The sequence below is a fragment of the Sulfurifustis variabilis genome (assembly GCF_002355415.1).
GTDB lineage: Bacteria > Pseudomonadota > Gammaproteobacteria > Acidiferrobacterales > Sulfurifustaceae > Sulfurifustis > Sulfurifustis variabilis.
In genome coordinates this window covers 3,618,007-3,636,801 of the sequence record NZ_AP014936.1, presented here as the reverse complement: position 1 = coordinate 3,636,801, position 18,795 = coordinate 3,618,007, and the positions used below count along the sequence as shown (strand labels likewise).

At 68.4% G+C, this 18,795-nt stretch carries 23 protein-coding genes; 15 read left to right on the top strand and 8 right to left on the bottom strand.

From position 1 onward, the window contains the following. From SVA_RS17665 to SVA_RS17655, 3 genes are all read left to right on the top strand, one after another. Nucleotides 1–1,473: a catalase gene (locus SVA_RS17665; RefSeq protein WP_096462460.1), complete on the top strand. Its 1,473-nt coding sequence runs from the start codon at nucleotides 1–3 to the stop codon at nucleotides 1,471–1,473. A gap of 215 nt (nucleotides 1,474–1,688) precedes the next feature. After that, a complete protein-coding gene (locus SVA_RS17660; protein WP_096462459.1) occupies nucleotides 1,689–2,618 on the top strand; it encodes a ZIP family metal transporter in 930 nt (309 codons plus the stop codon). Between the two features lie 40 nt (nucleotides 2,619–2,658). Further along, entirely contained in the window at nucleotides 2,659–3,129 is a 471-nt protein-coding gene (locus tag SVA_RS17655; RefSeq protein WP_096462458.1) for a Dps family protein, read from the top strand. 122 nt (nucleotides 3,130–3,251) lie between these two features. Here SVA_RS17655 and SVA_RS17650 read toward each other — a convergent pair whose 3' ends face one another. Together SVA_RS17650 and SVA_RS19895 are read right to left on the bottom strand one after the other, a co-directional pair. Then, entirely contained in the window at nucleotides 3,252–4,526 is a 1,275-nt protein-coding gene (locus SVA_RS17650; protein WP_197703275.1) for an FCSD flavin-binding domain-containing protein, read from the bottom strand. 19 nt (nucleotides 4,527–4,545) lie between these two features. Further along, nucleotides 4,546–4,764 (bottom strand): c-type cytochrome, encoded by a 219-nt coding sequence (locus tag SVA_RS19895; RefSeq protein ID WP_096462456.1) that lies wholly within the window; start codon nucleotides 4,762–4,764, stop codon nucleotides 4,546–4,548. Between SVA_RS19895 and SVA_RS19890 the strand changes: the two genes are divergently transcribed. Further along, nucleotides 4,763–5,068: a hypothetical protein gene (locus tag SVA_RS19890; protein ID WP_096462455.1), complete on the top strand. Its 306-nt coding sequence runs from the start codon at nucleotides 4,763–4,765 to the stop codon at nucleotides 5,066–5,068. The genes SVA_RS19895 and SVA_RS19890 overlap by 2 nt on opposite strands. Nucleotides 5,069–5,162: 94 nt before the next feature. On the opposite strand, the gene SVA_RS17635 is transcribed toward SVA_RS19890, so the two are convergent. Beyond that, complete coding sequence (locus SVA_RS17635; protein ID WP_096462454.1) at nucleotides 5,163–6,479, bottom strand: sigma-54 interaction domain-containing protein; 1,317 nt, start codon at nucleotides 6,477–6,479, stop codon at nucleotides 5,163–5,165. 333 nt (nucleotides 6,480–6,812) lie between these two features. On the opposite strand from SVA_RS17635, the gene SVA_RS17630 reads away from it, so the two are divergent. Continuing rightward, entirely contained in the window at nucleotides 6,813–7,655 is an 843-nt protein-coding gene (locus tag SVA_RS17630; RefSeq protein ID WP_096462453.1) for a class I SAM-dependent methyltransferase, read from the top strand. A gap of 10 nt (nucleotides 7,656–7,665) precedes the next feature. On the opposite strand, the gene SVA_RS17625 is transcribed toward SVA_RS17630, so the two are convergent. Then, complete coding sequence (locus SVA_RS17625; protein ID WP_096462452.1) at nucleotides 7,666–7,977, bottom strand: c-type cytochrome; 312 nt, start codon at nucleotides 7,975–7,977, stop codon at nucleotides 7,666–7,668. 10 nt (nucleotides 7,978–7,987) lie between these two features. Next, nucleotides 7,988–8,305: a c-type cytochrome gene (locus tag SVA_RS17620; protein WP_096462451.1), complete on the bottom strand. Its 318-nt coding sequence runs from the start codon at nucleotides 8,303–8,305 to the stop codon at nucleotides 7,988–7,990. A 106-nt stretch (nucleotides 8,306–8,411) separates the two neighbouring features. Between SVA_RS17620 and SVA_RS17615 the strand changes: the two genes are divergently transcribed. Next, nucleotides 8,412–8,825 carry a YkgJ family cysteine cluster protein gene (locus tag SVA_RS17615; protein WP_096462450.1) on the top strand — a complete coding sequence of 138 codons (414 nt, stop codon included), beginning with the start codon at nucleotides 8,412–8,414 and terminating at the stop codon, nucleotides 8,823–8,825. Nucleotides 8,826–8,902: 77 nt separating this feature from the next. Further along, nucleotides 8,903–9,115, top strand: coding sequence for a hypothetical protein (locus tag SVA_RS17610; RefSeq protein ID WP_096462449.1), 213 nt, complete (start codon nucleotides 8,903–8,905; stop codon nucleotides 9,113–9,115). Nucleotides 9,116–9,119: 4 nt separating this feature from the next. Here SVA_RS17610 and SVA_RS17605 read toward each other — a convergent pair whose 3' ends face one another. From SVA_RS17605 to SVA_RS17595, 3 genes are read right to left on the bottom strand one after another with little or no spacing between them, the layout of a single operon-like run. After that, on the bottom strand, nucleotides 9,120–10,199 hold the full coding sequence (locus SVA_RS17605) for a DUF2817 domain-containing protein (RefSeq protein ID WP_169924166.1): 1,080 nt from the start codon (nucleotides 10,197–10,199) through the stop codon (nucleotides 9,120–9,122). A 7-nt stretch (nucleotides 10,200–10,206) separates the two neighbouring features. After that, nucleotides 10,207–10,383, bottom strand: coding sequence for a cbb3-type cytochrome oxidase assembly protein CcoS (gene ccoS / locus SVA_RS17600; protein WP_096462447.1), 177 nt, complete (start codon nucleotides 10,381–10,383; stop codon nucleotides 10,207–10,209). Nucleotides 10,384–10,410: 27 nt separating this feature from the next. After that, nucleotides 10,411–12,915, bottom strand: a complete 2,505-nt coding sequence (locus SVA_RS17595) for a heavy metal translocating P-type ATPase (RefSeq protein ID WP_096462446.1) — start codon at nucleotides 12,913–12,915, stop codon at nucleotides 10,411–10,413. A 71-nt stretch (nucleotides 12,916–12,986) separates the two neighbouring features. Here SVA_RS17595 and fnr point away from each other — a divergent pair, with 71 nt between their 5' ends. The 8 genes from fnr (at nucleotide 12,987) to ccoP (ending at nucleotide 18,780) form a co-directional block, all read left to right on the top strand. Next, nucleotides 12,987–13,769, top strand: a complete 783-nt coding sequence (gene fnr / locus SVA_RS17590) for a fumarate/nitrate reduction transcriptional regulator Fnr (protein ID WP_096462445.1) — start codon at nucleotides 12,987–12,989, stop codon at nucleotides 13,767–13,769. Nucleotides 13,770–13,921: 152 nt separating this feature from the next. Continuing rightward, complete coding sequence (locus SVA_RS17585; RefSeq protein ID WP_096462444.1) at nucleotides 13,922–14,551, top strand: OmpW/AlkL family protein; 630 nt, start codon at nucleotides 13,922–13,924, stop codon at nucleotides 14,549–14,551. 60 nt (nucleotides 14,552–14,611) lie between these two features. After that, entirely contained in the window at nucleotides 14,612–14,788 is a 177-nt protein-coding gene (locus SVA_RS17580; RefSeq protein ID WP_096462443.1) for a DUF3149 domain-containing protein, read from the top strand. Between the two features lie 77 nt (nucleotides 14,789–14,865). After that, nucleotides 14,866–15,468 carry a Yip1 family protein gene (locus SVA_RS17575; RefSeq protein WP_096462442.1) on the top strand — a complete coding sequence of 201 codons (603 nt, stop codon included), beginning with the start codon at nucleotides 14,866–14,868 and terminating at the stop codon, nucleotides 15,466–15,468. Nucleotides 15,469–15,613: 145 nt separating this feature from the next. Beyond that, nucleotides 15,614–17,032 (top strand): cytochrome-c oxidase, cbb3-type subunit I, encoded by a 1,419-nt coding sequence (gene ccoN, locus SVA_RS17570; RefSeq protein WP_096462441.1) that lies wholly within the window; start codon nucleotides 15,614–15,616, stop codon nucleotides 17,030–17,032. A gap of 12 nt (nucleotides 17,033–17,044) precedes the next feature. After that, nucleotides 17,045–17,665, top strand: a complete 621-nt coding sequence (gene ccoO / locus SVA_RS17565) for a cytochrome-c oxidase, cbb3-type subunit II (protein ID WP_096462440.1) — start codon at nucleotides 17,045–17,047, stop codon at nucleotides 17,663–17,665. 6 nt (nucleotides 17,666–17,671) lie between these two features. After that, nucleotides 17,672–17,836, top strand: a complete 165-nt coding sequence (locus SVA_RS17560; protein WP_096462439.1) for a cbb3-type cytochrome oxidase subunit 3 — start codon at nucleotides 17,672–17,674, stop codon at nucleotides 17,834–17,836. Nucleotides 17,837–17,841: 5 nt separating this feature from the next. Continuing rightward, nucleotides 17,842–18,780, top strand: coding sequence for a cytochrome-c oxidase, cbb3-type subunit III (gene ccoP / locus SVA_RS17555; RefSeq protein ID WP_096462438.1), 939 nt, complete (start codon nucleotides 17,842–17,844; stop codon nucleotides 18,778–18,780). Nucleotides 18,781–18,795: the final 15 nt, after the last annotated feature.

Genomic DNA, 18,795 nt, shown 5'->3' with positions numbered 1-18,795 from the left:
ATGGCCAACGACCAACCCCGTTGTCCCGTCATGACCACCGCCGCCGGCGTGCCGGTCGCGGACAACCAGAACTCGCTCACGGCCGGGCCGCGCGGCCCGATGCTGGCCGACTACCAGCTCATGGAGAAGATGGCGCACTTCAACCGCGAGCGCGTGCCCGAGCGGGTGGTGCACGCCAAGGGCGCGGGCGCCTACGGCACCTTCAGGGTGACCGGCGATATCACGAGATACACGCGCGCCCGCCTGTTCGAAAAGATCGGCAAGGAAACGCCGGTGTTCGTTCGGTTCTCGACCGTGGCCGGCGAGCTCGGCAGCGCGGACACCGTGCGCGACCCCCGTGGCTTCGCGGTCAAGTTCTACACCGAGGAAGGCAACTGGGACATGGTGGGCAACAACACCCCGGTCTTCTTCATCCGCGACCCGCTGAAGTTCTCCGACTTCATCCACTCGCAGAAGCGCCTGCCGGACACCGGCATGCGCGACGCCACCATGCAGTGGGACTTCTGGTCGCTGTCGCCCGAGTCGCTGCACCAGGTCACCTGGCTCTTCGGCGACCGCGGGATCCCCGCCACCTACCGGAACATGGACGGCTTCTCGAGCCATACCTACAGCCTGTGGAACGCCCAGGGCGAGCGCTTCTGGGTGAAGTGGCACTTCAAGACCATGCAGGGCATCAAGTGCCTCACGCAGGGCGAGGCGACGAAGCTCGCCGGCGAGGACCCGGACACCCATCGACGCGATCTGCATGCCGCGATCGAGAAGGGCGACTATCCGAAGTGGCGCGTGATGGTGCAGGTGATGCCGGAGAAGGACGCCGAGTCCTATGCCATTCACCCGTTCGATCTCACCAAGGTCTGGCCGCACAAGGACTATCCCTTGATCGAGGTCGGCGTGATGGAGCTGAACCGCAACCCGGAAAACCACTTCGCCGAGGTCGAGCAGGCGGCGTTCGAGCCGGGCAACCTACCGCCCGGGATGGGCGCGTCTCCGGACAAGATGCTGCAGGCGCGGCTGCTCTCCTACCCCGATGCCCACCGCTACCGCATCGGCATCAACTATGCGGCCCTGCCGGTGAACAGGCCGCGCTGCCCGGTGCACAGCTACCACCGGGACGGGCACATGCGTTTCGACGACAACGGCGGGCGCACGCCCGTATACCAGCCGAACAGCTTCAACGGCCCGGTCGAAGACCCGAGCGCGAAGGAGCCGCCCCTTCGGATCAGCGGCAACGCGGATCGCTACGACCACTGGGTCGGTAACGAGGACTACTGGACCCAGGCCGGGAATCTGTATCGCCTCATGGGCGCCGAGGAGAAGCAACGGCTCGTCGGCAACATCGTGGGCGCGATGCGGGGCGTGCCGCACGCGATCCAGCTGCGCCAGATCCGGCACTTCTACAAGGCGGATCCGGCCTACGGCGAGGGCGTGGCCAGGGGGCTCGGAATCGACGTTGCTGAGCTCAAGGCTGCCTGAGACGCGGAGCGCGGGCTGTCGGCTGCCAGGCCGGCAGCCCGCGTCGCCGGACCCGGATCGAACGCCTCCCGGTCCGGCCTTTGCGCTCGTGCGTGGCGGGGCGAGGGGAAGCTAATTGTCTGAGCCTATCGCGGCGGTAGCGATGATTCATTGGAAGGCGGGCCGGAGCGTCCCTAGGATGTCCGAAAGAGAGACATCGGACATCGCCCACGACCATGACCGCCGCGATACTTGCCGCCAGGCAGCGCCTCGAAGACCGGATCCCCCTCGCGGGCGCTCCGGTCCTCGTCGTGCTCGCGGGCGTCCTCGCTGCCGTCGCGGCGCTCGAGCTCGCTTCGTCCTGGGGCAGCGCGACCGCCGGCGCCGAGGGCGCGTCGCTGGCACGGATCGGCACGAGCGCGAGCCTCCTGGCCGGGCTCGCGACGGCGGCGGGTGCCGCGCCCGTCTTTTTCGTCTCGCGCATCTCCGAGCGACTCCGGAACGCGATGCTCGCCTTCGGCGCGGGCGTGATGCTCGCGGCGTCTTTCTTCTCCCTGATCCTTCCCGGCTTCGAGGCGGCCGTCGTGTCCACGGGCGCGACGGCCGTGGCCGGCCTCACGGTGACTGCCGGCGTCGGCCTCGGCGCCCTGTTCCTGTATCTGAGCCACGAGCTCGTCCCGCAGCGGAATTTCGTAGCGGGACCGGCGGGCGTGGGACCGGAAAAGCTCAAGCGCGTGTGGCTCTTCGTCGCCGCGATCACGCTGCACAATTTCCCCGAGGGGCTCGCGGTCGGCGTCGGGTTCGGCGAGGGCGACCTCGCCCGCGGCGCAGCGCTCGCGCTCGGCATCGGGCTGCAGAACATGCCCGAGGGCCTCGTCGTCGCTCTCGCGCTCGCGGCGGCCGGTTATACGCGGGCGAAAGCGTGGGGCGTCGCGCTTGCGGGCGGGCTCGTGGAGCCGATCGGCGGTGCGTTCGGCGCCGGGGTGGTGGCGTTCGCGCAGCCGCTTCTTCCCTGGGCGCTCGCGTTCGCGGCGGGGGCGATGCTGCTCGTCGTGGCTCGCGACATCATTCCGGAGTCCTACCGTCACGGTCACGACCTTCGCGTCACGGCGGGCGTGACGGGCGGGTTTGTCGTCATGATGGCGCTCGACCTGGCGCCGTTATGAGGCCGGCGAAACGAAAACCGACAACCGAAAGGAGAACAGCATGGACATCAACATAGGCATTGCCGAGAAAGACCGTGTGGCGATCGCCGAGGGCCTCTCGCGCCTGCTCGCCGATACGTACACGCTGTACCTCAAGACGCACAACTTTCACTGGAACGTCACCGGGCCGATGTTCCAGACGCTGCACCTGCTGTTCGAGACCGAGTACACGGAGCTCGCGACGGCGGTCGATCTCATCGCCGAGCGCATCCGCGCGCTCGGGTCGCCGGCCCCCGGGACCTACGCCGAGTTCGCGCGCCTGAGCTCGATCAAGGAGGCACAGGGCGTACCGAAGGCCGAAGACATGATCCGCGAGCTGGTGCAGGGACAGGAGGCGGTGGTGCGCACGGCGCGTGCCGTGATTCCGCTTGCCGAGGGCGCGCACGACCAGCCGAGCGCCGATCTCCTTACGCAGCGCATGCAGGTACACGAGAAGAACGCCTGGATGCTGCGGAGCCTGCTCGAGAAGTAACCGACGCGGGGATCGGTTGCGAAAGCCCGGCGTGCAGGCGAGCAACGACCGAGGGGCATCCGGTCGTGCGAAAAAAAAGGGGCGGCTTCCGCCGCCCCCACATCGAGGAGAACCGCTCCGGATCAGCCCCAGGCGTCCGCGGTGATGCTCGCGTACCAGCCGAAGGCGTACTTGGCTTCGTCCTTGCGGAACTGCGCATCGGCATCCTTGGGGCTCACGCCGCCGGACCCGCTGATCTGTGCGATGCCTTTGTCCGTGATGCGGTACACGCCCGCGACGGAGATGCCGTAGTCGGGCGACAGCAGGCTGTAGCAGGTGTTGACGTAGGACGCCTCGCCCACCGATTCCCCGCGCAGCATGGCCACGATCGCGTTGGCCGCGATCTTCGCCTCGCTGTTCGCCGCGAAGCCGGATTTCGGCAGCTCGCCCGCGATCGCCGCGTCGCCGATCACGTGGATGCCCTTGTGCACTTTCGACTCGAAGGTCTTCGGGTCCACGGCGCACCAGCCTTTCTCGTCGGCCAGACCGCTCCGCAGCGCGATCGTGCCGGCGGTTTGCGGCGGGATCACGTTGATGACGTCGGCCTTGTGCTTGTCGAGCTCGGCCTCCACGGTCATCGCGCGGACGTCGACGGCGCTCACCTTGCCGCCCTTCGATCCCGCGACCCACTCGATCATCCCCGGGTAGAGCTTGTCCCACCCGGCGACGAACAGCCCCTGCTTCGAGAAGGCGTCCTTCGGGTCGAGAATCACGATCTTCGATTTCGGTTTGTGCTGCTTGAGGTAGTGGGCCACCATGCTGGCGCGTTCGTACGGCCCGGGCGGGCAGCGGAACGGGTTGGGCGGGGCGACCATCAGGAACGTGCCGCCGTCGCGCATCGCCTCGAGCTGTTTTCTCAGCAGCACCGTCTGCGGCCCGGCCTTCCAGGCGTGTGGCATCGTCTGCGACGCCCGCTCGTCGTAGCCCGCGATGGCGTTCCATTTGAAATCGACGCCGGGGGAAACGACCAGGCGGTCGTAGGGGAGCGTCCTGCCGCTCGCCAGCGTCACCTTCTTGCCGGCGGGATCGATGGCCGTCACGGTGTCGTGGACCACGTCGACGCCGTGTTTGGTGCGCAGCGCGTCGTAGCTGTGCGTGATCGAGTCCATGGTGCGGATGCCGCCCAGCACGTAATTGCTGAAGGGGCAGGTGACGAACTGCCTGTTGGGCTCCACCAGCGTGATCGACAGGTTCGCGTCCGCGCGCCGCAGGTACTTGGCGCAGGTCGCGCCGCCGAACCCGCCGCCGATGACGACCACCTTCGCGCTCGCCGCGTGCGCCGATCGGACGCCGAACGAACCGACGATCGTGGCCGCGCCGGCCGCGCCCGACAGCTTCAGGAAATCTCTGCGATTCATTTTGCTCATCGGGTTCCCCTCACTTCTTCTTCAGGCCGGCGATGTACTCCGCGATCGCCTCGATTTCGGCGTCCGTGTAGCCCTTGGCCTGCCGCCCCATCACCGTCGAGGGCAGGTCACCGGACTTGAAGCCCTGGAGGTCCGTCGCGATGCGCTTCTTGTCCAGGCGGTCGAGGCTCGGGATGGTCCCCGGGCTGTGTCCGTCCGGGCCGTGGCAGGCGAAGCAGTTGTGGGCCATGTTCGCCGCCGCCGTGCGGCTGATCGGCAGCGACGCCGTTCCGGGAGGCGTCGCCGGTGCGGGGGCCGCGGGCGCGGCTCTCGCCGCAGCGGGGCTGGAGGCGGGCGGAGGGCTCTGCGTCGCGCAGGCCGAAAGCCCGACCAGACCGGCCGCCAGTACAGCGGTCTTCATGGTGCGGTTTCTCATCGATCCTCCTGTGGCGTTTCGAAAAGCGGCACACGCGGACAACGTGCACGTCCGCGTGCGTCCACCCGAGGCGCAGAGCAACCCGCGTGCCAGCATCGCGGCAACGGCAAGTCATTGACCGATCGGGAAAAGCGGACGAGCTCAACCGGCTCCGCGAGCCGGATGACAGGCCAGGCTGTCAGACCTGGCAGACCTGGCAGACTCGCGTCCGGCTAGGCGTCCGCCTGTATCTGGCGCAGGCGGCGATACAGCGTGCGCTCGCTGAGGCCCAGCCAGGACGCGGCCTGTCGACGGTTCCCGTCGAATCGCATCAGCGCGTCGCGGATACTGGCGGCGTCGCCCAGACGGATGCGCGCCGCGACGGGATCGCGGCGCACGCAGTCCTCGCGCATTTCCTTGAGCTCCACCGGGAGGTGAGCGACGTCGATCTCGGCGTCGCGCGCCAGGATGCGCGCCCGATCGACGAGGTTCGCGAGCTCGCGCACGTTCCCGGGATAGTCGTACGCGGCCAGAAGCGCCATGGCCGCCGGCGTGATCCCCTGCCCGGGTGCCCGCTGAGCCAGGAAGTGGCGCACGAGCTCCGGGATGTCCTCCCGCCGGTGCCGCAGCGGCGGCAACTCGAGATGCACGCACGCGATGCGGTAGTACAGGTCGGCGCGGAACCGACCCTCGGCGACCATCTGCCGCAGGTCGCGGTTCGTCGCGCAGATCAGGCGCGCGTCGACCTTCTGCAGCTCGGTCCCGCCGACGCGGCGATAGGTGCCGGTCTCGAGCACCCTCAGCAGCTTCGCCTGGATCGCGGGCGGCATGTCGCCGATCTCGTCGAGGAAAAGCGTACCGCGGTGCGCGATGTCGAAGAGTCCCGGCTTCGCGCCCGCGCACCCGGTGAAGGCGCCCTTCTCGTGCCCGAAGAGCTCGTCGGCGCAGAGCTCCTGCGTGAGGACGGTGCAGTCGAGCGGCACGAACGGCCGCGCGGCGCGCGCCGACTTGCGATGGATGAGGCGCGCCGCCAGCTCCTTGCCCGATCCGGTCTCCCCGGTCAGGAGAATCGGCGCGTCGCTCTCGGCGGCGGCGCACAGGTGTCCCAGGATGTGGTTGAAGGTACGGCTCTGGCCGACCATCTCGCTCGCCTCCGCCGTGCCGGCGAGCTCCTCGGAGCGCGCGCAGGTGTGCATGCTCTCGCTGATGTAGAGGAGCCTGCCCTCCTCGTCGAAGATGGGATGCGCGGCGATGCGCACGTACTGCGCGCCGCCCTTGCCGTCGTAGTGGCGATGGACCACCTCGTGCGGCTGGCCGGTGCCGAAGACCTGCTGGTGCGGGCAGTCCTCGCCGTTGCGCCAGCACGGCAGGGCCGAGCGGTGGGACACCTCGTGGCACTTCCTGCCGACCGGGCTCTCCTTGCCGCGATGCTGATAGCGCTCGAGGTATTTCCGGTTGGCCGCGACGATGTTGTAGTCGCGGTCGATCAGTATGAAGGCGTTCGGGTGCGCGTCGAGCACACTGGCCAGCGCGGGGGTCTTGTCGGTCATGCGAGCGCTCGCTCCACGGGGGCGTCCTCAATCATAACGGGGGTATGCTCTTTCGTCACAACCGGTCGAATACCGCTTCCCGGCGTCGGGCGGCACGACCCAGGTCATTGCCCGGGAACCGGAAACGGTGTAAGCAGCGGATCGATGCTTAAGGGACTGAAATAACAGCGAGGATCGGACGCCGCGGGACGGCCGTCCACCGGAGGCGCCCGATGCCGCTAAACTCAGTACAAACCTCGCAGAAAGGGTTCGGCGGGAGGCCGTCTGTCGTTATCGTTCCCCATTCAGCTCGTCGAGACCGTCCGTTGCCCGCGCGACGCCGCGCCGCTGGAAGTGGATGAAGCCACCGGCGCGGACGGAACGGGGATACGCAGCGGAACGTTGCGGTGCACGGCCTGCGCCGCGCGTTACACCATTTCCGAAGGGATCCTCGGTCTGCTCGAGAACAATGCGGTTCTCGATGAAGACAGCGCGCGCGAGCAGCGCATCCGGGATGCAAAGGCGAGGGCGGCGGAAAAGCACCCGGAACCGGGTGCCACGCCCGACGATGCCATGGAGATCGACTCGACGCTGTCGCGGCTGGGCGGGCTCGAAGGGAAGGCGGTGCTCGAACTGGGTTGCGGCAGCGGCCGGTTCACCCGCCGGCTCGCCGCGCAGTGCCGCGCGGTGCTGGCCATCGATTTCTCGCGCGAGTCGTTGCGGCAGGCGGCCCGGACACTCGTATCGGCGCGCGCGACGACGGGTCTCGTGCAAGCCGACGTTTCTCGCCTGGCGCTGGCCCCCGCACGCTTCGACGCCGCGCTCGCGACGCTCTACTCCAATCTGCCCTCGCTCGCGTTGCGGCAGTCGAGCTCCGCCGCCGTCGCGCACGCCCTCAGGCCGGGCGGGCGTTACGTGCTCACTGCGCACCACCATGAGATCCGTCGCCGATTGCAGGGCAGGCCCGAGGAAGAGACCTACGAAAACGGGATCTACTTCCGGTCCTTCACGCGCGAAGCGCTGCGTCGCGAGCTCGAGCCGTATTTCAAACGGCTCGAGCTCGGCACGATCTGCATCCGGCTGCCCTACCTCAGCCGCGGGCCGGAGCTCCGCTCGCGCCTGTCGCGCCTGTGCGAAAGCATCCCGGTGCTGAACCGCCTGGGCGAGCTCATCATCGTCACCGCGGAAAACCGCTAGCGCCCCGGCCTCAGCGCGTGTACAGCCCCTTCTGCGAGGCGAAGAAGGCGGCGAGGTCCGCCATGTCGCGAGCCGAAAGATTGGCGGCGAACGGAGCCATCACGGCGTTCTTGCGTGCGCCGGTCTGGTAATCGCGCAGGGCCTTCACGAGGTAGTCGGGATGTTGTCCGGCCAGGCGCGGGAATTGCGGATTTTCGCCGTTGCCCCCGGGGCCGTGGCAGGGCTCGCACGCTTTCGATTTTTCCCTGCCGGCGGCCGGGTCGCCGGCCGCGGCGGCGGGAAGGGCAAGCAGGGCGAGGAGCAGCGCGGTCGTCTTCGGCATCCGGGTTCCCTCAGGGAGCGGGTTGCGCGTAGTAGGCCGCGAGATCGGCCATGTCCTGCTCGCTGAGGCTGGCCGCGATGCCCTGCATGGTCGGATGCCCGCGCTGCTGCGACTGGTAGGCCTTGAGGGCCGCGACGATGTAATCGGCGTGCTGGCCGCCGAGCTTCGGGACGCGGTAGGCGGGGTACGCGTTTCGATAGCCGGGGATCCCGTGGCAGCCGGCGCACATCCCGGACTTCGTCGCGCCGGCCAGAGGATCGCCCGCGCCCGACGCGGGAGCGGTCCACGCGAATGCGCAGATGACCAAGGCAGGCAGCAACCTGCGCATCGCTTCCTCCTCGTTACCCAACGGCCGCGCGTATCTTAGCAGCGGCCGGTCGGCTCCCTCCAGCGTGACCGACGCGGTCATGCATGAGCGTGGTTATAATCGCCGCATGTCGGCTCGTGCTTTTCGCTTCTCATGCACCGGGTGCGGCGGATGCTGCACCGGGCGCGGCGACTATTACGTCGCGGTGACCGCCGAGGAGCAGCGCCGCATCCGGAACCTTCTCGAGATCTCCCAAGCCTGGTTCCGCCGGCGCTACGTCACCGTTCTGGAGGACGGAACGGAGAGTCTGCGCTGGGCGGGCGACCGGTGCGTGTTTCTCGGGCCCGACCAGCGCTGCCGCGTTTACGCCGCCCGCCCGGCGCAATGCCGGGATTATCCCTTCTGGCCCGAGGTGGTCGGGAGCGACGCGGCCTGGCGGCGGGAAGGAAAACGCTGCGAGGGTATCGGCCGCGGCGCCCGGGTGCCGATCGCGCGCGTGCGCCGTCAGCTCGGGATCCGCCGCCGGGCCCGCAAGGCCTGACGCGCCGCTCCCGGATGGTGACACGCGAGCCGCAACGGCGGCAGGAGTAAGGGGCTGGCTGAAATCGGGAGGAGCGTATGCGCATCGAGACGACCGATCCGATCACCGGCAACACCATCACGAACCCCGACGGGTACCCGTTCGTCGTGGAAGGCAGCGGCGCGAACGCACCCAAGATCTACTTCGAGTCCGAAGACAGCCGCAACGCCCACCTCGAGATCGAGCTCGAGCACCCGGACAAGGACCTGCCGAACCGGGACAACCCCGCGCGCATGCGCGAAGAGCGCTAGTCGCTCAACGTCCGAGCGCCGCGAGGGCCTGGTTCAGGACGCGCAGCCCCCCGCGCACGATCGCCGAGCGCCACGCCGCCGCCCGCGGGCAGAAGGTCTCGATGAGGGCGTCCCGGGCGCGCGTGGCGCGGGCGGAGCCCCGCTTTCCGTAGAAGTGCGCGCGGTTCTCCGCGCGCAGGGCGCCGATCATGTGCACGAGCGAATAGGTCCCGAACTCGAGCACCGCGGGATACACCTCCGCGCCGCGGAAGAGACGCCCCGCGAGATCGGTAAGGTTGCCGGTCACGCGGTACGCGATCGAGCGCTTCGGCCGGTTGCCCTGCACGGCTTTGGCGCCGAACCATTCCCGCATTCGCGCGTACGGCTCGCTGCGCTCCTCGAAGTCCACGAGCACCTTGTACCCGCCTCGCCGTCCGAGCCCCGTGTGGAGATCGATGTACACGACGCGCTGGGCGGACTTGAAGGAGGCGTCGCCGAGGATGTCGGCGAATCGCCGGGTCGATTCCGCGAGCGCCGTCCCGCCGTAGAAGATGCCCTTCGGAAATTCGTACTGGCCGCCCGCGATCGCCTGCTTGACGGCCGCCGGGCCCTGGCTCAGCAGGTAACCCAGCCCGCGGAGCACGAAGAGATCCGCCCCCGGGGGCGAAGGCGGATTGAGCCAGCGGTTCAGCCGCGCGTACGCCGGGTTCGCCGGCCCGGGAAAGTGCTCGAGCGCGTTGCGGTTCAGGTCGACGTTGTGCTCGTTGGTGCGCCGGTTGTGCGCGTAGCCGTAGGGATTGAGCGCGTGCACGAGGAGCACGCCCTGATCCTTGCGCAGCATGCGCGCGGTCAGTTGCTTGAGAAAGGCGATCTGAACCGCCGTACCGGCGTAGCCCTCCACGCCGTGCGTGCCGGACGACACCACGAGCAGCCGCCGCGGGGCGCCGGCGCCCAGATAGGCGGTGTCGATCGTGAGCTCCTCGCCCTTCGGCCCGCGCGCGGTGATCGGGAAGGCCGCGGTCCACGCGTTGTGCATGCGCGCCGCGGCCAGGAAGCGCTGGCGCGCGTCGAAGTAGTCCGATGCGTAGAGATCGCGCGCCTTCACCGGGCGGTCAGCGGTCGCCGGACTGCCCGGGCGGCGAGGCCTTCTCGTCCTCGTCCATGAGAATGCGATGAGCGGGACCCTCGAGGTCCTCGAACTGGTTGGAGCGCACCGCCCAGAAGAAGGCCCACACGATCACGGCGGCGAGGACGACCGCGAGAGGGATCAGCAGGTAGAGGACTTCCATGGGGAAAGTCTAGCGCAGCGCCCGGGATCAGGCGGGGGCGGGGACGGGCGCGCGCGCCGAACCGGCGGCCGGTCGCCGGCGCAGCAGGCGCATGGCGTTCGCGACCACCAGGAGGCTGCTCGCCGACATGCCGATCGCCGCCAGCCACGGGCTCACGAAGCCGGCCGCGGCCGCGGGCAGGGCGACGACGTTGTAGAGGATCGCCCAGGCGAGGTTCTGCCGGATCACGGCGAGGGTGCGCCCGGCCGTGTCGACGGCGTCGAGCACGTGCTCGAGGCGGCGCGAGAGAAGAATGGCGTCCGCGCTCGCGGCAGCCACCTGCGCGCCCCCGCCCATGGCGACCGAGACGTCGGCCGCCGCGAGGACGGGCGCGTCGTTGACGCCGTCGCCCACCATCGCGACGATCGCGCCGTCGCGCTGCAGGCGCTGGACGTACGCCAGCTTGTCGGCGGGGGAGAGGTCGTGCGCCACGGTGTCGATGCCTGCGGCGGCCGCGACATGCCGGGCGGCCGCCCCGTGGTCGCCCGTCGCCAGGTGAACGGCCTTGCCGCGCGCCCTGAGTCCCGCAACGACAGCGGCCGCGTCGGGCCGCAGCTCGTCGGCCAGGACGAAAACGGCCTTCATCTCGTGCGTTCCCGCGAGGCACACCAGCGTCCCGCCTTCGGCGGCGAGCGCCGTGAGCCGCACTGCGTCGGGCACGAGGCCCGTCTGGTCCGCGACGTAGGCCGGCGTCCCGATGCAATAACGCTCTCCGTCCACGCTGCCCGCGAGGCCGGCGCCGGGGGTCGCCGTCACCTCGCTCGCCTCGCGTCGGGGCGCGTCGGCGCCCGCCTCGACCAACGCCCGTGCGATCGGGTGCTCGGAGTGCCGCTCGAGGGCGGATGCGATGGCGAGCGCGTCCGTCGTGCCCATCAGTCCGAAGAGCTCCGTGCGGGCCAGCCGCAGCCGTCCGGCGGTGAGGGTGCCGGTCTTGTCGAAGATCACGTGCGTGGCGCGCGCGAGCCGCTCGAGGGCGTCCGCGCGCGTCACGAGCAGTCCTATCCGCGTGAGCCGTCCGATCGCGGCGGTGATCGCCGTCGGCGTGGCGAGCGAAAGCGCGCACGGGCACGTGACCACGAGCACGGCGATGGTGACGGGGAGCCACTGCGTCGGGTCGCGGTGCCACCACAGCATCGCGACGAGGGCGGCGAGCGCGAGCACACCGAGCACGAACCATCCGGCGACGCGATCGGCGAGTCGCGAGAGGCGAGGTTTCTCGCCGGCCGCGCGCTCGAGCAGGCGCAGCATCGCGGAGAGCGTCGTCTCCGCACCCGCCCGCTCGACCAGGAGCGTGAGCGGGCTCTCGACGTTGAGGCTGCCCGCGATCAGATGGTCGCCCACGCGCTTGGCGACCGGCAGGCTTTCCCCGGTGAGCAGCGACTCGTCGGCGCTCGACGCGCCCTCGGCCACGCGACCGTCGGCCGGGATGCTCTCGCCCGGCCGCACCCGCACCCGGTCGCCCGGATCGAGCTCGGCGGCCGGCACCTGCTCCTCGCCGTCGGCGGTGAGCCGCGTCGCGAGCGCCGGCTGGGCGTGGACCAGCGACTCCGACGCCTCGGACGCGCGGCTGCGCGCGGCGAGCTCGAGGTAGCGCGCGCCGAGAAGGAAGAACGCGAACATGGCGACGGCGTCATAGTAGATGACGCCTTGACCGGTCACGGTCGCCCAGAGGCTGCCCGCGAAGGCCGCCGTCATGCCGAGCGCCACCGGCACGTCCATCCCGGGCTGCCCCATGCGCAGGTCGCGCCACGCCGCGCGGAAAAAAGGTTGCGCGGAGTAAAGCAGCACCGGCAGGGTGAGCCCGAGGCTGATCCAGTGGAAGAAGGTGCGGAGCTGCGCCTCGACGCCGGACCAGTCGCCGACATAGAGCGCGACCGAGAGCGTCATCACCTGCATGCCGAGGATGCCCGCGACGCCGAGGCGCCGGAGCATCTGCTTGCGCTCGCGCTCGAGGAGTCGCTGGCTGCGCACCGGGTCGTACGGGTGCGCGAGGTACCCGATTCGCGAGACCGCCTCGATGATCTCGCTCAGGCGGATCCGCCGCTCGTCCCAGACCACGCGCGCGCGCCGGGTGGCGTAGTTGATCGCGACCTCGCGCACGCCGGGCAGGCGCGCAAGGTGGCGCTCGTTCAACCACACGCATGCGGCGCAGGTGATGCCTTCGAGAATCAGCGAGGCCTCCTTGAGATCCTCGCCCGCGCGCGCGACGAAACTCTTCTGCACTTCCGGATGGTCGTACACGGCCGCCTGGCGCAGGAATTCCGGCACGACCTCGCGCCCGGTGGGCGCGGCGGCGGTGCGGAAGCGGTAGTAGTCGGCCAGGCCGCCGTCGATGATCGCCCGCGCGACCGCCTCGCAGCCCCGGCAGCACAGCGGCCTGCGCACGCCCTCGAACTCCACGGCGAACGCGGCGCCCGGCGGAACCGGCAGGCCGCAATGGAAGCAGACAGGTTCGGGCGCTTCGGCAGGCGCCTCGCGGACAGCGGGTTTCATGGGGCGTTTGTGAAATCCGGGAGCGTCGATTACATTGGGGCGTCAAGCCCTCTCGTGTCAATCAAGAAACCATGAGCGATCGAGCCTCCGAGGCGCCGGAAAGCGCCGCCTCCGCCGTGTCCCGCGTCCCGGCCGAGATCGCCAGGCTCAAGATCCAGTGCAAGGACTGCACGCTGTTCCAGCTCTGCCTGCCGGTCGGCGTCGGGGCCGCGGATCTCGAGCTGCTCGACCGCATCATCAAGCGCCGTCGGATGCTGCCGCGCGGCGAGCACCTGTTCCGCGTCGGTGATCCGTTCAACGCCATTTATGCGGTGCGCTCCGGATCGATCAAGACCTACACGATGGTCGAGGACGGCCGGGTGCAGGTCACCGGTTTCCACCTGCCGGGCGAGCTGCTCGGATTGGACGCCATCAACGTCGACCGGCACCCGTGCTCCGCCCGTACCTTGGAGGCGACGAGCGTGTGCGAGGTTCCCTTCGATCGCTTCGAGGAGCTCTCGCGCCAGGTGCCCGCGCTCGCGCGTCAGATGTTCCGCATCATGAGCAAGGAGATCCTGCACGACCACGACATGCTGACCCAGCTGGGTCGCCAGAGCAGCGAGCACCGCCTCGCGGGCTTCCTCGTGAACCTGTCCGAGCGGTACGGCGCGCGGGGCTTCTCGCGCCGCGAATACAACCTTTCCATGTCGCGCACCGACATCGGCAACTACCTGGGCCTCGCCGAAGAGACGGTCAGTCGTCTGTTCACGCGTTTCCAGGAGCAGGGCCTCCTGCAGGTGACCCGAAAGCATGTCCGGATCACGGATCTCGAGCGGCTCCATTCGCTCGCCGGGCTGGGCGCGCGCGGCCGCTAGGCCGTAAAGGTCTCGTTCGCGCGCCGCCTCGGCGCGCTTTCCCGCCACGCGATTTCGTTGACGCACGTCAGTGTTCGGGCGCTCCCGCCCGGCTACGTTTTGCCCGCGGCCGCAACGTGGCGACCGCGATCAAGGCATAACGAGAGGCGATCATGCGCACGAAACACAAGTTCTACGCCCCCTTGCTGATGGGCGGCGTCCTCGGCCTCGCGGCCGCTGCCCCCGCCGGCGCGCTGGAGCAGGGCGACTGGACGGCCCGCGTCGGTTACGGGCAGGTGAACCCGAAGAGCGACAACGGCAGCGTGCTTGGTCTGGATGTCGGCGTGGACGACGGCAGCAGCCTGGCCTTCACGCTCGGTTACATGCTGACCGACAACCTGAACCTGCAGGTCCTGGGCGCGCTGCCGTTCAAGCACGACGTGGACGTGCAAGGCCTGGGTACCGTCGCCGAGGTCGAGCACCTGCCGCCGACCGTCACGCTGCAGTACCGCTTCACGCCGAAGTCCGGCGTGCGGCCGTACGTGGGGGCCGGCCTCAACTACACGACCTTCACGAGCGAAGACACCAAGGGCGCGCTCGCCGGCGCCGACATCGAGCTCGACGACTCTTTCGGCTTCGCGCTCGAGGGCGGCGTGGACGTGGACATCACCAGGAACATGTTCGCGAGCGCCGCGGTTTTCTACGCCGACATCGAGACCGAGGCCGAGGTGACGGGATTGCCCAAGTTCGACGTGCCCATCGATCCCTGGGTGTTCTTCGTCGGCGTGGGTTGGACGTTCTGAAGCCCGAAGGCCGGGGCCGCTCGATGCCCCGGCGCCGCCGAGCGGCGGCAAGGAGGAAGCGTGCCCATACTGAACGAGCTGTTCGGGACCTGGATCGGCTGGCTGTCCATGCTGACCATCGCCTTCATCATCGGCATGGCGACGTACCTCTTCTTCTACGTGCGTCGCGAGATGAAGCGGCCGGTGTCACCGCGCATAACCGAGCGACAGGCTAAGTCTTTCCACGCCCCGCGTTGACCGATTCCAGACATTGCAGGAAACTCCGGTGCCAATAATCAGTAGAACGATAAACGTTACTGGCAGGAGGAGGCCCGATGTTCCTGAGTCACGTCTGGGGAATGCTTGCCCATCCGGAGCAAGAGTGGAAATCCATCCGCAAGGAAAACTGCACCGTCACGCGGTGCTACTGTTCGCACGTTCTCGTTCTGGCGCTGATTCCCGCCATCGCGGGGTACATCGGCACCACGCAGGTCGGCTGGCAGGTCGGGGCGCGCGAGACGATTCGCCTGACGCCCGGGAGCGCGCTGCAGATCGCGGTGCTGTTCTACGTGACGATGCTGGTCGCCGTGTTCACCATCGGCAAGCTCATCCACTGGATGGGGCGGACGTACGGCGCCACCCAGCCGCTGCCGCAGTGCATCGCGCTCGCCGCGTACACCGCCACGCCGCTCTTCCTGATCGGAGCGATGCTGCTCTACCCGGTGCTGTGGGTGAACCTCGTGATCGGTCTCCCGGCGCTCGCGTACACGGTCTACCTGCTGTACACGGGGGTGCCGATCATGATGGGCGTCTCCCCCGAGCGCGGATTCCTGTTCTCCAGCGCGGTGCTCGCCGTCGGACTGGTGATGCTGGTCGGCGTGCTCGCCGCGAGCGTGATTCTCTGGGGAGCCGGCATCGGTCCCGTCTTTACCGCCTGATCGGTCGCGCCCCCCGCGCCCCGTCGGCGCGGGGGGCCGCGTACTTGATCCAGGTCAAGAAGTCCTTCCTCCGCCTTTATTACCATTCTAAGCCGTCCCGCCGGGGCGGCGTCGTACCCCTTTGTTCCTGAACGGAAGATCCTCGATGGCCTCCAACGCTGAAGTGTACAACTACAAAGTCGTGCGCCAGTTCGCCGTGATGACCGTCGTCTGGGGCATCGTCGGCATGCTGGTCGGAGTGGTGATCGCGGCGCAGATGGCCTGGCCGCAGCTCAACTTCGACATCCCCTGGCTCACGTTCTCGCGCCTGCGGCCGTTGCACACGAACGCGGTCGTCTTCGCCTTCGGCGGCAGCGCGCTGTTCGCGACGTCATATTATGTGGTGCAGCGCACCTGCGGGGTCCGGCTCATCTCGGACCGGCTCGCCGCCTTCACGTTCTGGGGCTGGCAGGCGGTGATCGTCTCGGCGGCGGTCTCGCTGCCGCTCGGCATCACCACTACCAAGGAGTACGCCGAGCTCGAGTGGCCGATCGACCTCCTGATCACGCTGGTCTGGGTCGCCTACGCGGTGGTCTTCCTCGGCACCATCGCGAAGCGCAAGGTCAGCCACATCTACGTCGCCAACTGGTTCTACGCGGCGTTCATCCTGACGATCGCCGTGCTGCACGTGTTCAACAGCCTCGCCCTGCCGGTCTCCTGGACCAAGTCCTACTCGGTCTACGCCGGCGTGCAGGACGCGATGGTGCAGTGGTGGTACGGCCACAACGCGGTGGGCTTCTTCCTGACCGCCGGCTTCCTGGGGATCATGTACTACTTCATCCCGAAGCAGGCGGAGCGGCCGGTGTACTCCTACCGGCTGTCGGTGGTGCACTTCTGGGCCCTCGCCTTCACCTACATCTGGGCCGGCCCGCACCATCTTCACTACACGGCGCTGCCGGACTGGACGCAGTCGCTCGGCATGGTGTTCTCGCTGATCCTGCTCGCGCCGTCCTGGGGCGGCATGATCAACGGCATCATGACGCTCTCGGGCGCCTGGCAGAAGCTGCGCACGGACCCGATCCTCAAGTTCCTCATCGTCTCGGTCTCGTTCTACGGCATGTCGACCTTCGAGGGACCGATGATGTCGATCAAGACGGTCAACGCGCTCTCGCACTACACGGACTGGACGATCGGCCACGTGCATTCCGGCGCGCTGGGCTGGGTCGCGATGATCTCCATCGGGGCGATGTACTTCCTGATTCCGCGGCTGTTCAATCGGGAGATCCACAGCCTGCGGCTGATCGAGCTGCACTTCTGGGTGTCGACCATCGGCATCGTGCTCTACATCTCCGCCATGTGGATCGCGGGCGTGATGCAGGGCCTCATGTGGCGCGCGGTCAATCCGGACGGCACGCTCACGTACAGCTTCGTCGAGAGCGTGGCCGCCATGCATCCGTTCTACATCGTGCGCTTCCTGGGCGGGGTGTTCTTCCTCGCCGGGATGCTGATCATGGCTTACAACCTGTGGAAGACCATCGTCGGGACCGCGCCCGCGCGCGCCGCCGTCCCCGAACTGGCTCGCTGAGGAGGTTTCAACGTGGCAGCCAACAGCGGACACGAAAAAGTCGAGACGAACGTATTCCTGCTGATCGTGCTCACCGTCGTGGTGATCAGCGTCGGCGGGCTGGTGCAGATCGTCCCGCTCTTCTTTCAGAAGACGACGACCGAGGCGGTGGCGGGACTGGTGCCCTACCCGGCGTTGCAGCTCGAGGGGCGGGATATCTATATCCGCGAGTCGTGCAACGTGTGCCACTCGCAGATGATCCGGCCTTTCCGCGCCGAGACCGAGCGCTACGGGCACTACTCGGTGGCCGGCGAGTTCGTCTACGACCGGCCGTTCCAGTGGGGCAGCAAGCGCACCGGGCCGGACCTGCACCGCGTCGGCGGGCGCTACTCCGACGAGTGGCACCGGGTGCACCTGACGAATCCGCGCGACGTCGTTCCGGAGTCGATCATGCCCGGTTACCCGTGGCTGGCCGAGCGCAAGCTCGACCCCTCGCTGGTCCAGACCAAGATGCAGGTGCTCAGGAAGCTCGGGCATCCGTACACCGACGAGGAGATCGCGGCGGCGCCGGGCGCGCTCGAGGGCAAGACCGAGATGGACGCGGTGATCGCGTACCTGCAGGGCATGGGCACGACGATCAAGGCGCGCCGCTGAAACGCCATGGATCTCGCGTTCCTGCATTCGATCTGGACCGTCCTGCTGGTGATCGTGTTTCTGGCGATCGTCGTCTGGGCGTACAGCAGCAAGCGCAAGTCGACGTTCGACAAGGCCGCGCGGCGCCCGCTCGAGGATGACGAGCCGCCGCGGGGGCATTCGAAGGAGTAACTGAGATGGCTGATTTCACGAGCGGTTTCTGGAACTGGTTCATCATCGTCCCCACGCTCGCGGGGATCATCGGTCTGTTCCTCCTCAATCGGTGGATGACCGAGCCGCCGCGCAAGGGCGAGGAGCAGCCCAAGACCATGGGCCACGTCTGGGACGGCGATCTCGAGGAGTACAACAATCCGCTGCCGCGCTGGTGGCTCAACATGTTCTACATCACGCTCGTCTTCGGGCTCGGCTACCTCGTGCTGTACCCGGGCCTGGGCACGTTCGCCGGCGTGCTCGGCTGGAGCTCGAAGGGCCAGTACGAAGGCGAGGTGAAGGTGGCGGACGAGCGCTACAACCCGCTCTACGAGCAGTACCTCAAGGAGGACATCACGGTGCTCGCCCGGAACAGGGATGCGCTGAAGACCGGCGAGCGGCTGTTCGTGAATTACTGCACCGTGTGCCACGGCTCCGACGCGCGCGGCGCGGCGGGCTTTCCCAACCTGCGCGACCACGACTGGCTGTGGGGCGGCGAACCGGCGGCGATCAAGACGAGCATCATGCAGGGACGCAGCGGCATGATGCCCCCGTGGGGCCCGGCGCTCGGACCGGAGGGCGTAAAGAACGTCGCCGACTACGTGCTCAGCCTCTCCGGGCGCGAAGTCGACGCGACGGCGGCGGCGGCCGGCAAGGAGAAGTTCCAGCAGCTGTGCGTCGCCTGCCACGGTCCGGACGGCAAGGGCAACCCCATGCTCGGCGCGCCCAACCTGACGGACGACGTCTGGCTCTACGGCGGGTCGAAGCCGGCGGTGATGCACTCCATCGAGAAGGGGCGCATGGGCCGCATGCCGGCCCACGCCGAGTTCCTCGGCGAGGCGAAGGCGCACCTGCTCGCGGCCTACGTCTACAGCCTGTCCGCGGCCCGGCTCGCGGCCGCGGATTCGCCTTCGGGGAGCCCGTGAGCGAAGGCACCAAGC

Excerpts from the sequence above, each read along its gene's own strand:
- SVA_RS17620 (WP_096462451.1), bottom strand. The coding sequence starts at position 8,305 with ATGCGCAGGTTGCTGCCTGCCTTGGTCATCTGCGCATTCGCGTGGACC.
- SVA_RS17560 (WP_096462439.1), top strand. The coding sequence starts at position 17,672 with ATGGATCTCGCGTTCCTGCATTCGATCTGGACCGTCCTGCTGGTGATC.
- SVA_RS17615 (WP_096462450.1), top strand. The coding sequence starts at position 8,412 with ATGTCGGCTCGTGCTTTTCGCTTCTCATGCACCGGGTGCGGCGGATGC.
- SVA_RS17610 (WP_096462449.1), top strand. The coding sequence starts at position 8,903 with ATGCGCATCGAGACGACCGATCCGATCACCGGCAACACCATCACGAAC.
- SVA_RS17595 (WP_096462446.1), bottom strand. The coding sequence starts at position 12,915 with ATGAAACCCGCTGTCCGCGAGGCGCCTGCCGAAGCGCCCGAACCTGTC.
- SVA_RS17625 (WP_096462452.1), bottom strand. The coding sequence starts at position 7,977 with ATGCCGAAGACGACCGCGCTGCTCCTCGCCCTGCTTGCCCTTCCCGCC.
- fnr (WP_096462445.1), top strand. The coding sequence starts at position 12,987 with ATGAGCGATCGAGCCTCCGAGGCGCCGGAAAGCGCCGCCTCCGCCGTG.
- SVA_RS17635 (WP_096462454.1), bottom strand. The coding sequence starts at position 6,479 with ATGACCGACAAGACCCCCGCGCTGGCCAGTGTGCTCGACGCGCACCCG.
- SVA_RS19895 (WP_096462456.1), bottom strand. The coding sequence starts at position 4,764 with ATGGCCCACAACTGCTTCGCCTGCCACGGCCCGGACGGACACAGCCCG.
- ccoN (WP_096462441.1), top strand. The coding sequence starts at position 15,614 with ATGGCCTCCAACGCTGAAGTGTACAACTACAAAGTCGTGCGCCAGTTC.
- SVA_RS17575 (WP_096462442.1), top strand. The coding sequence starts at position 14,866 with ATGTTCCTGAGTCACGTCTGGGGAATGCTTGCCCATCCGGAGCAAGAG.
- SVA_RS17585 (WP_096462444.1), top strand. The coding sequence starts at position 13,922 with ATGCGCACGAAACACAAGTTCTACGCCCCCTTGCTGATGGGCGGCGTC.
- SVA_RS17660 (WP_096462459.1), top strand. The coding sequence starts at position 1,689 with ATGACCGCCGCGATACTTGCCGCCAGGCAGCGCCTCGAAGACCGGATC.
- SVA_RS17650 (WP_197703275.1), bottom strand. The coding sequence starts at position 4,526 with ATGAATCGCAGAGATTTCCTGAAGCTGTCGGGCGCGGCCGGCGCGGCC.
- ccoS (WP_096462447.1), bottom strand. The coding sequence starts at position 10,383 with ATGGAAGTCCTCTACCTGCTGATCCCTCTCGCGGTCGTCCTCGCCGCC.
- SVA_RS17665 (WP_096462460.1), top strand. The coding sequence starts at position 1 with ATGGCCAACGACCAACCCCGTTGTCCCGTCATGACCACCGCCGCCGGC.
- ccoP (WP_096462438.1), top strand. The coding sequence starts at position 17,842 with ATGGCTGATTTCACGAGCGGTTTCTGGAACTGGTTCATCATCGTCCCC.
- SVA_RS19890 (WP_096462455.1), top strand. The coding sequence starts at position 4,763 with ATGTTCGCCGCCGCCGTGCGGCTGATCGGCAGCGACGCCGTTCCGGGA.
- SVA_RS17655 (WP_096462458.1), top strand. The coding sequence starts at position 2,659 with ATGGACATCAACATAGGCATTGCCGAGAAAGACCGTGTGGCGATCGCC.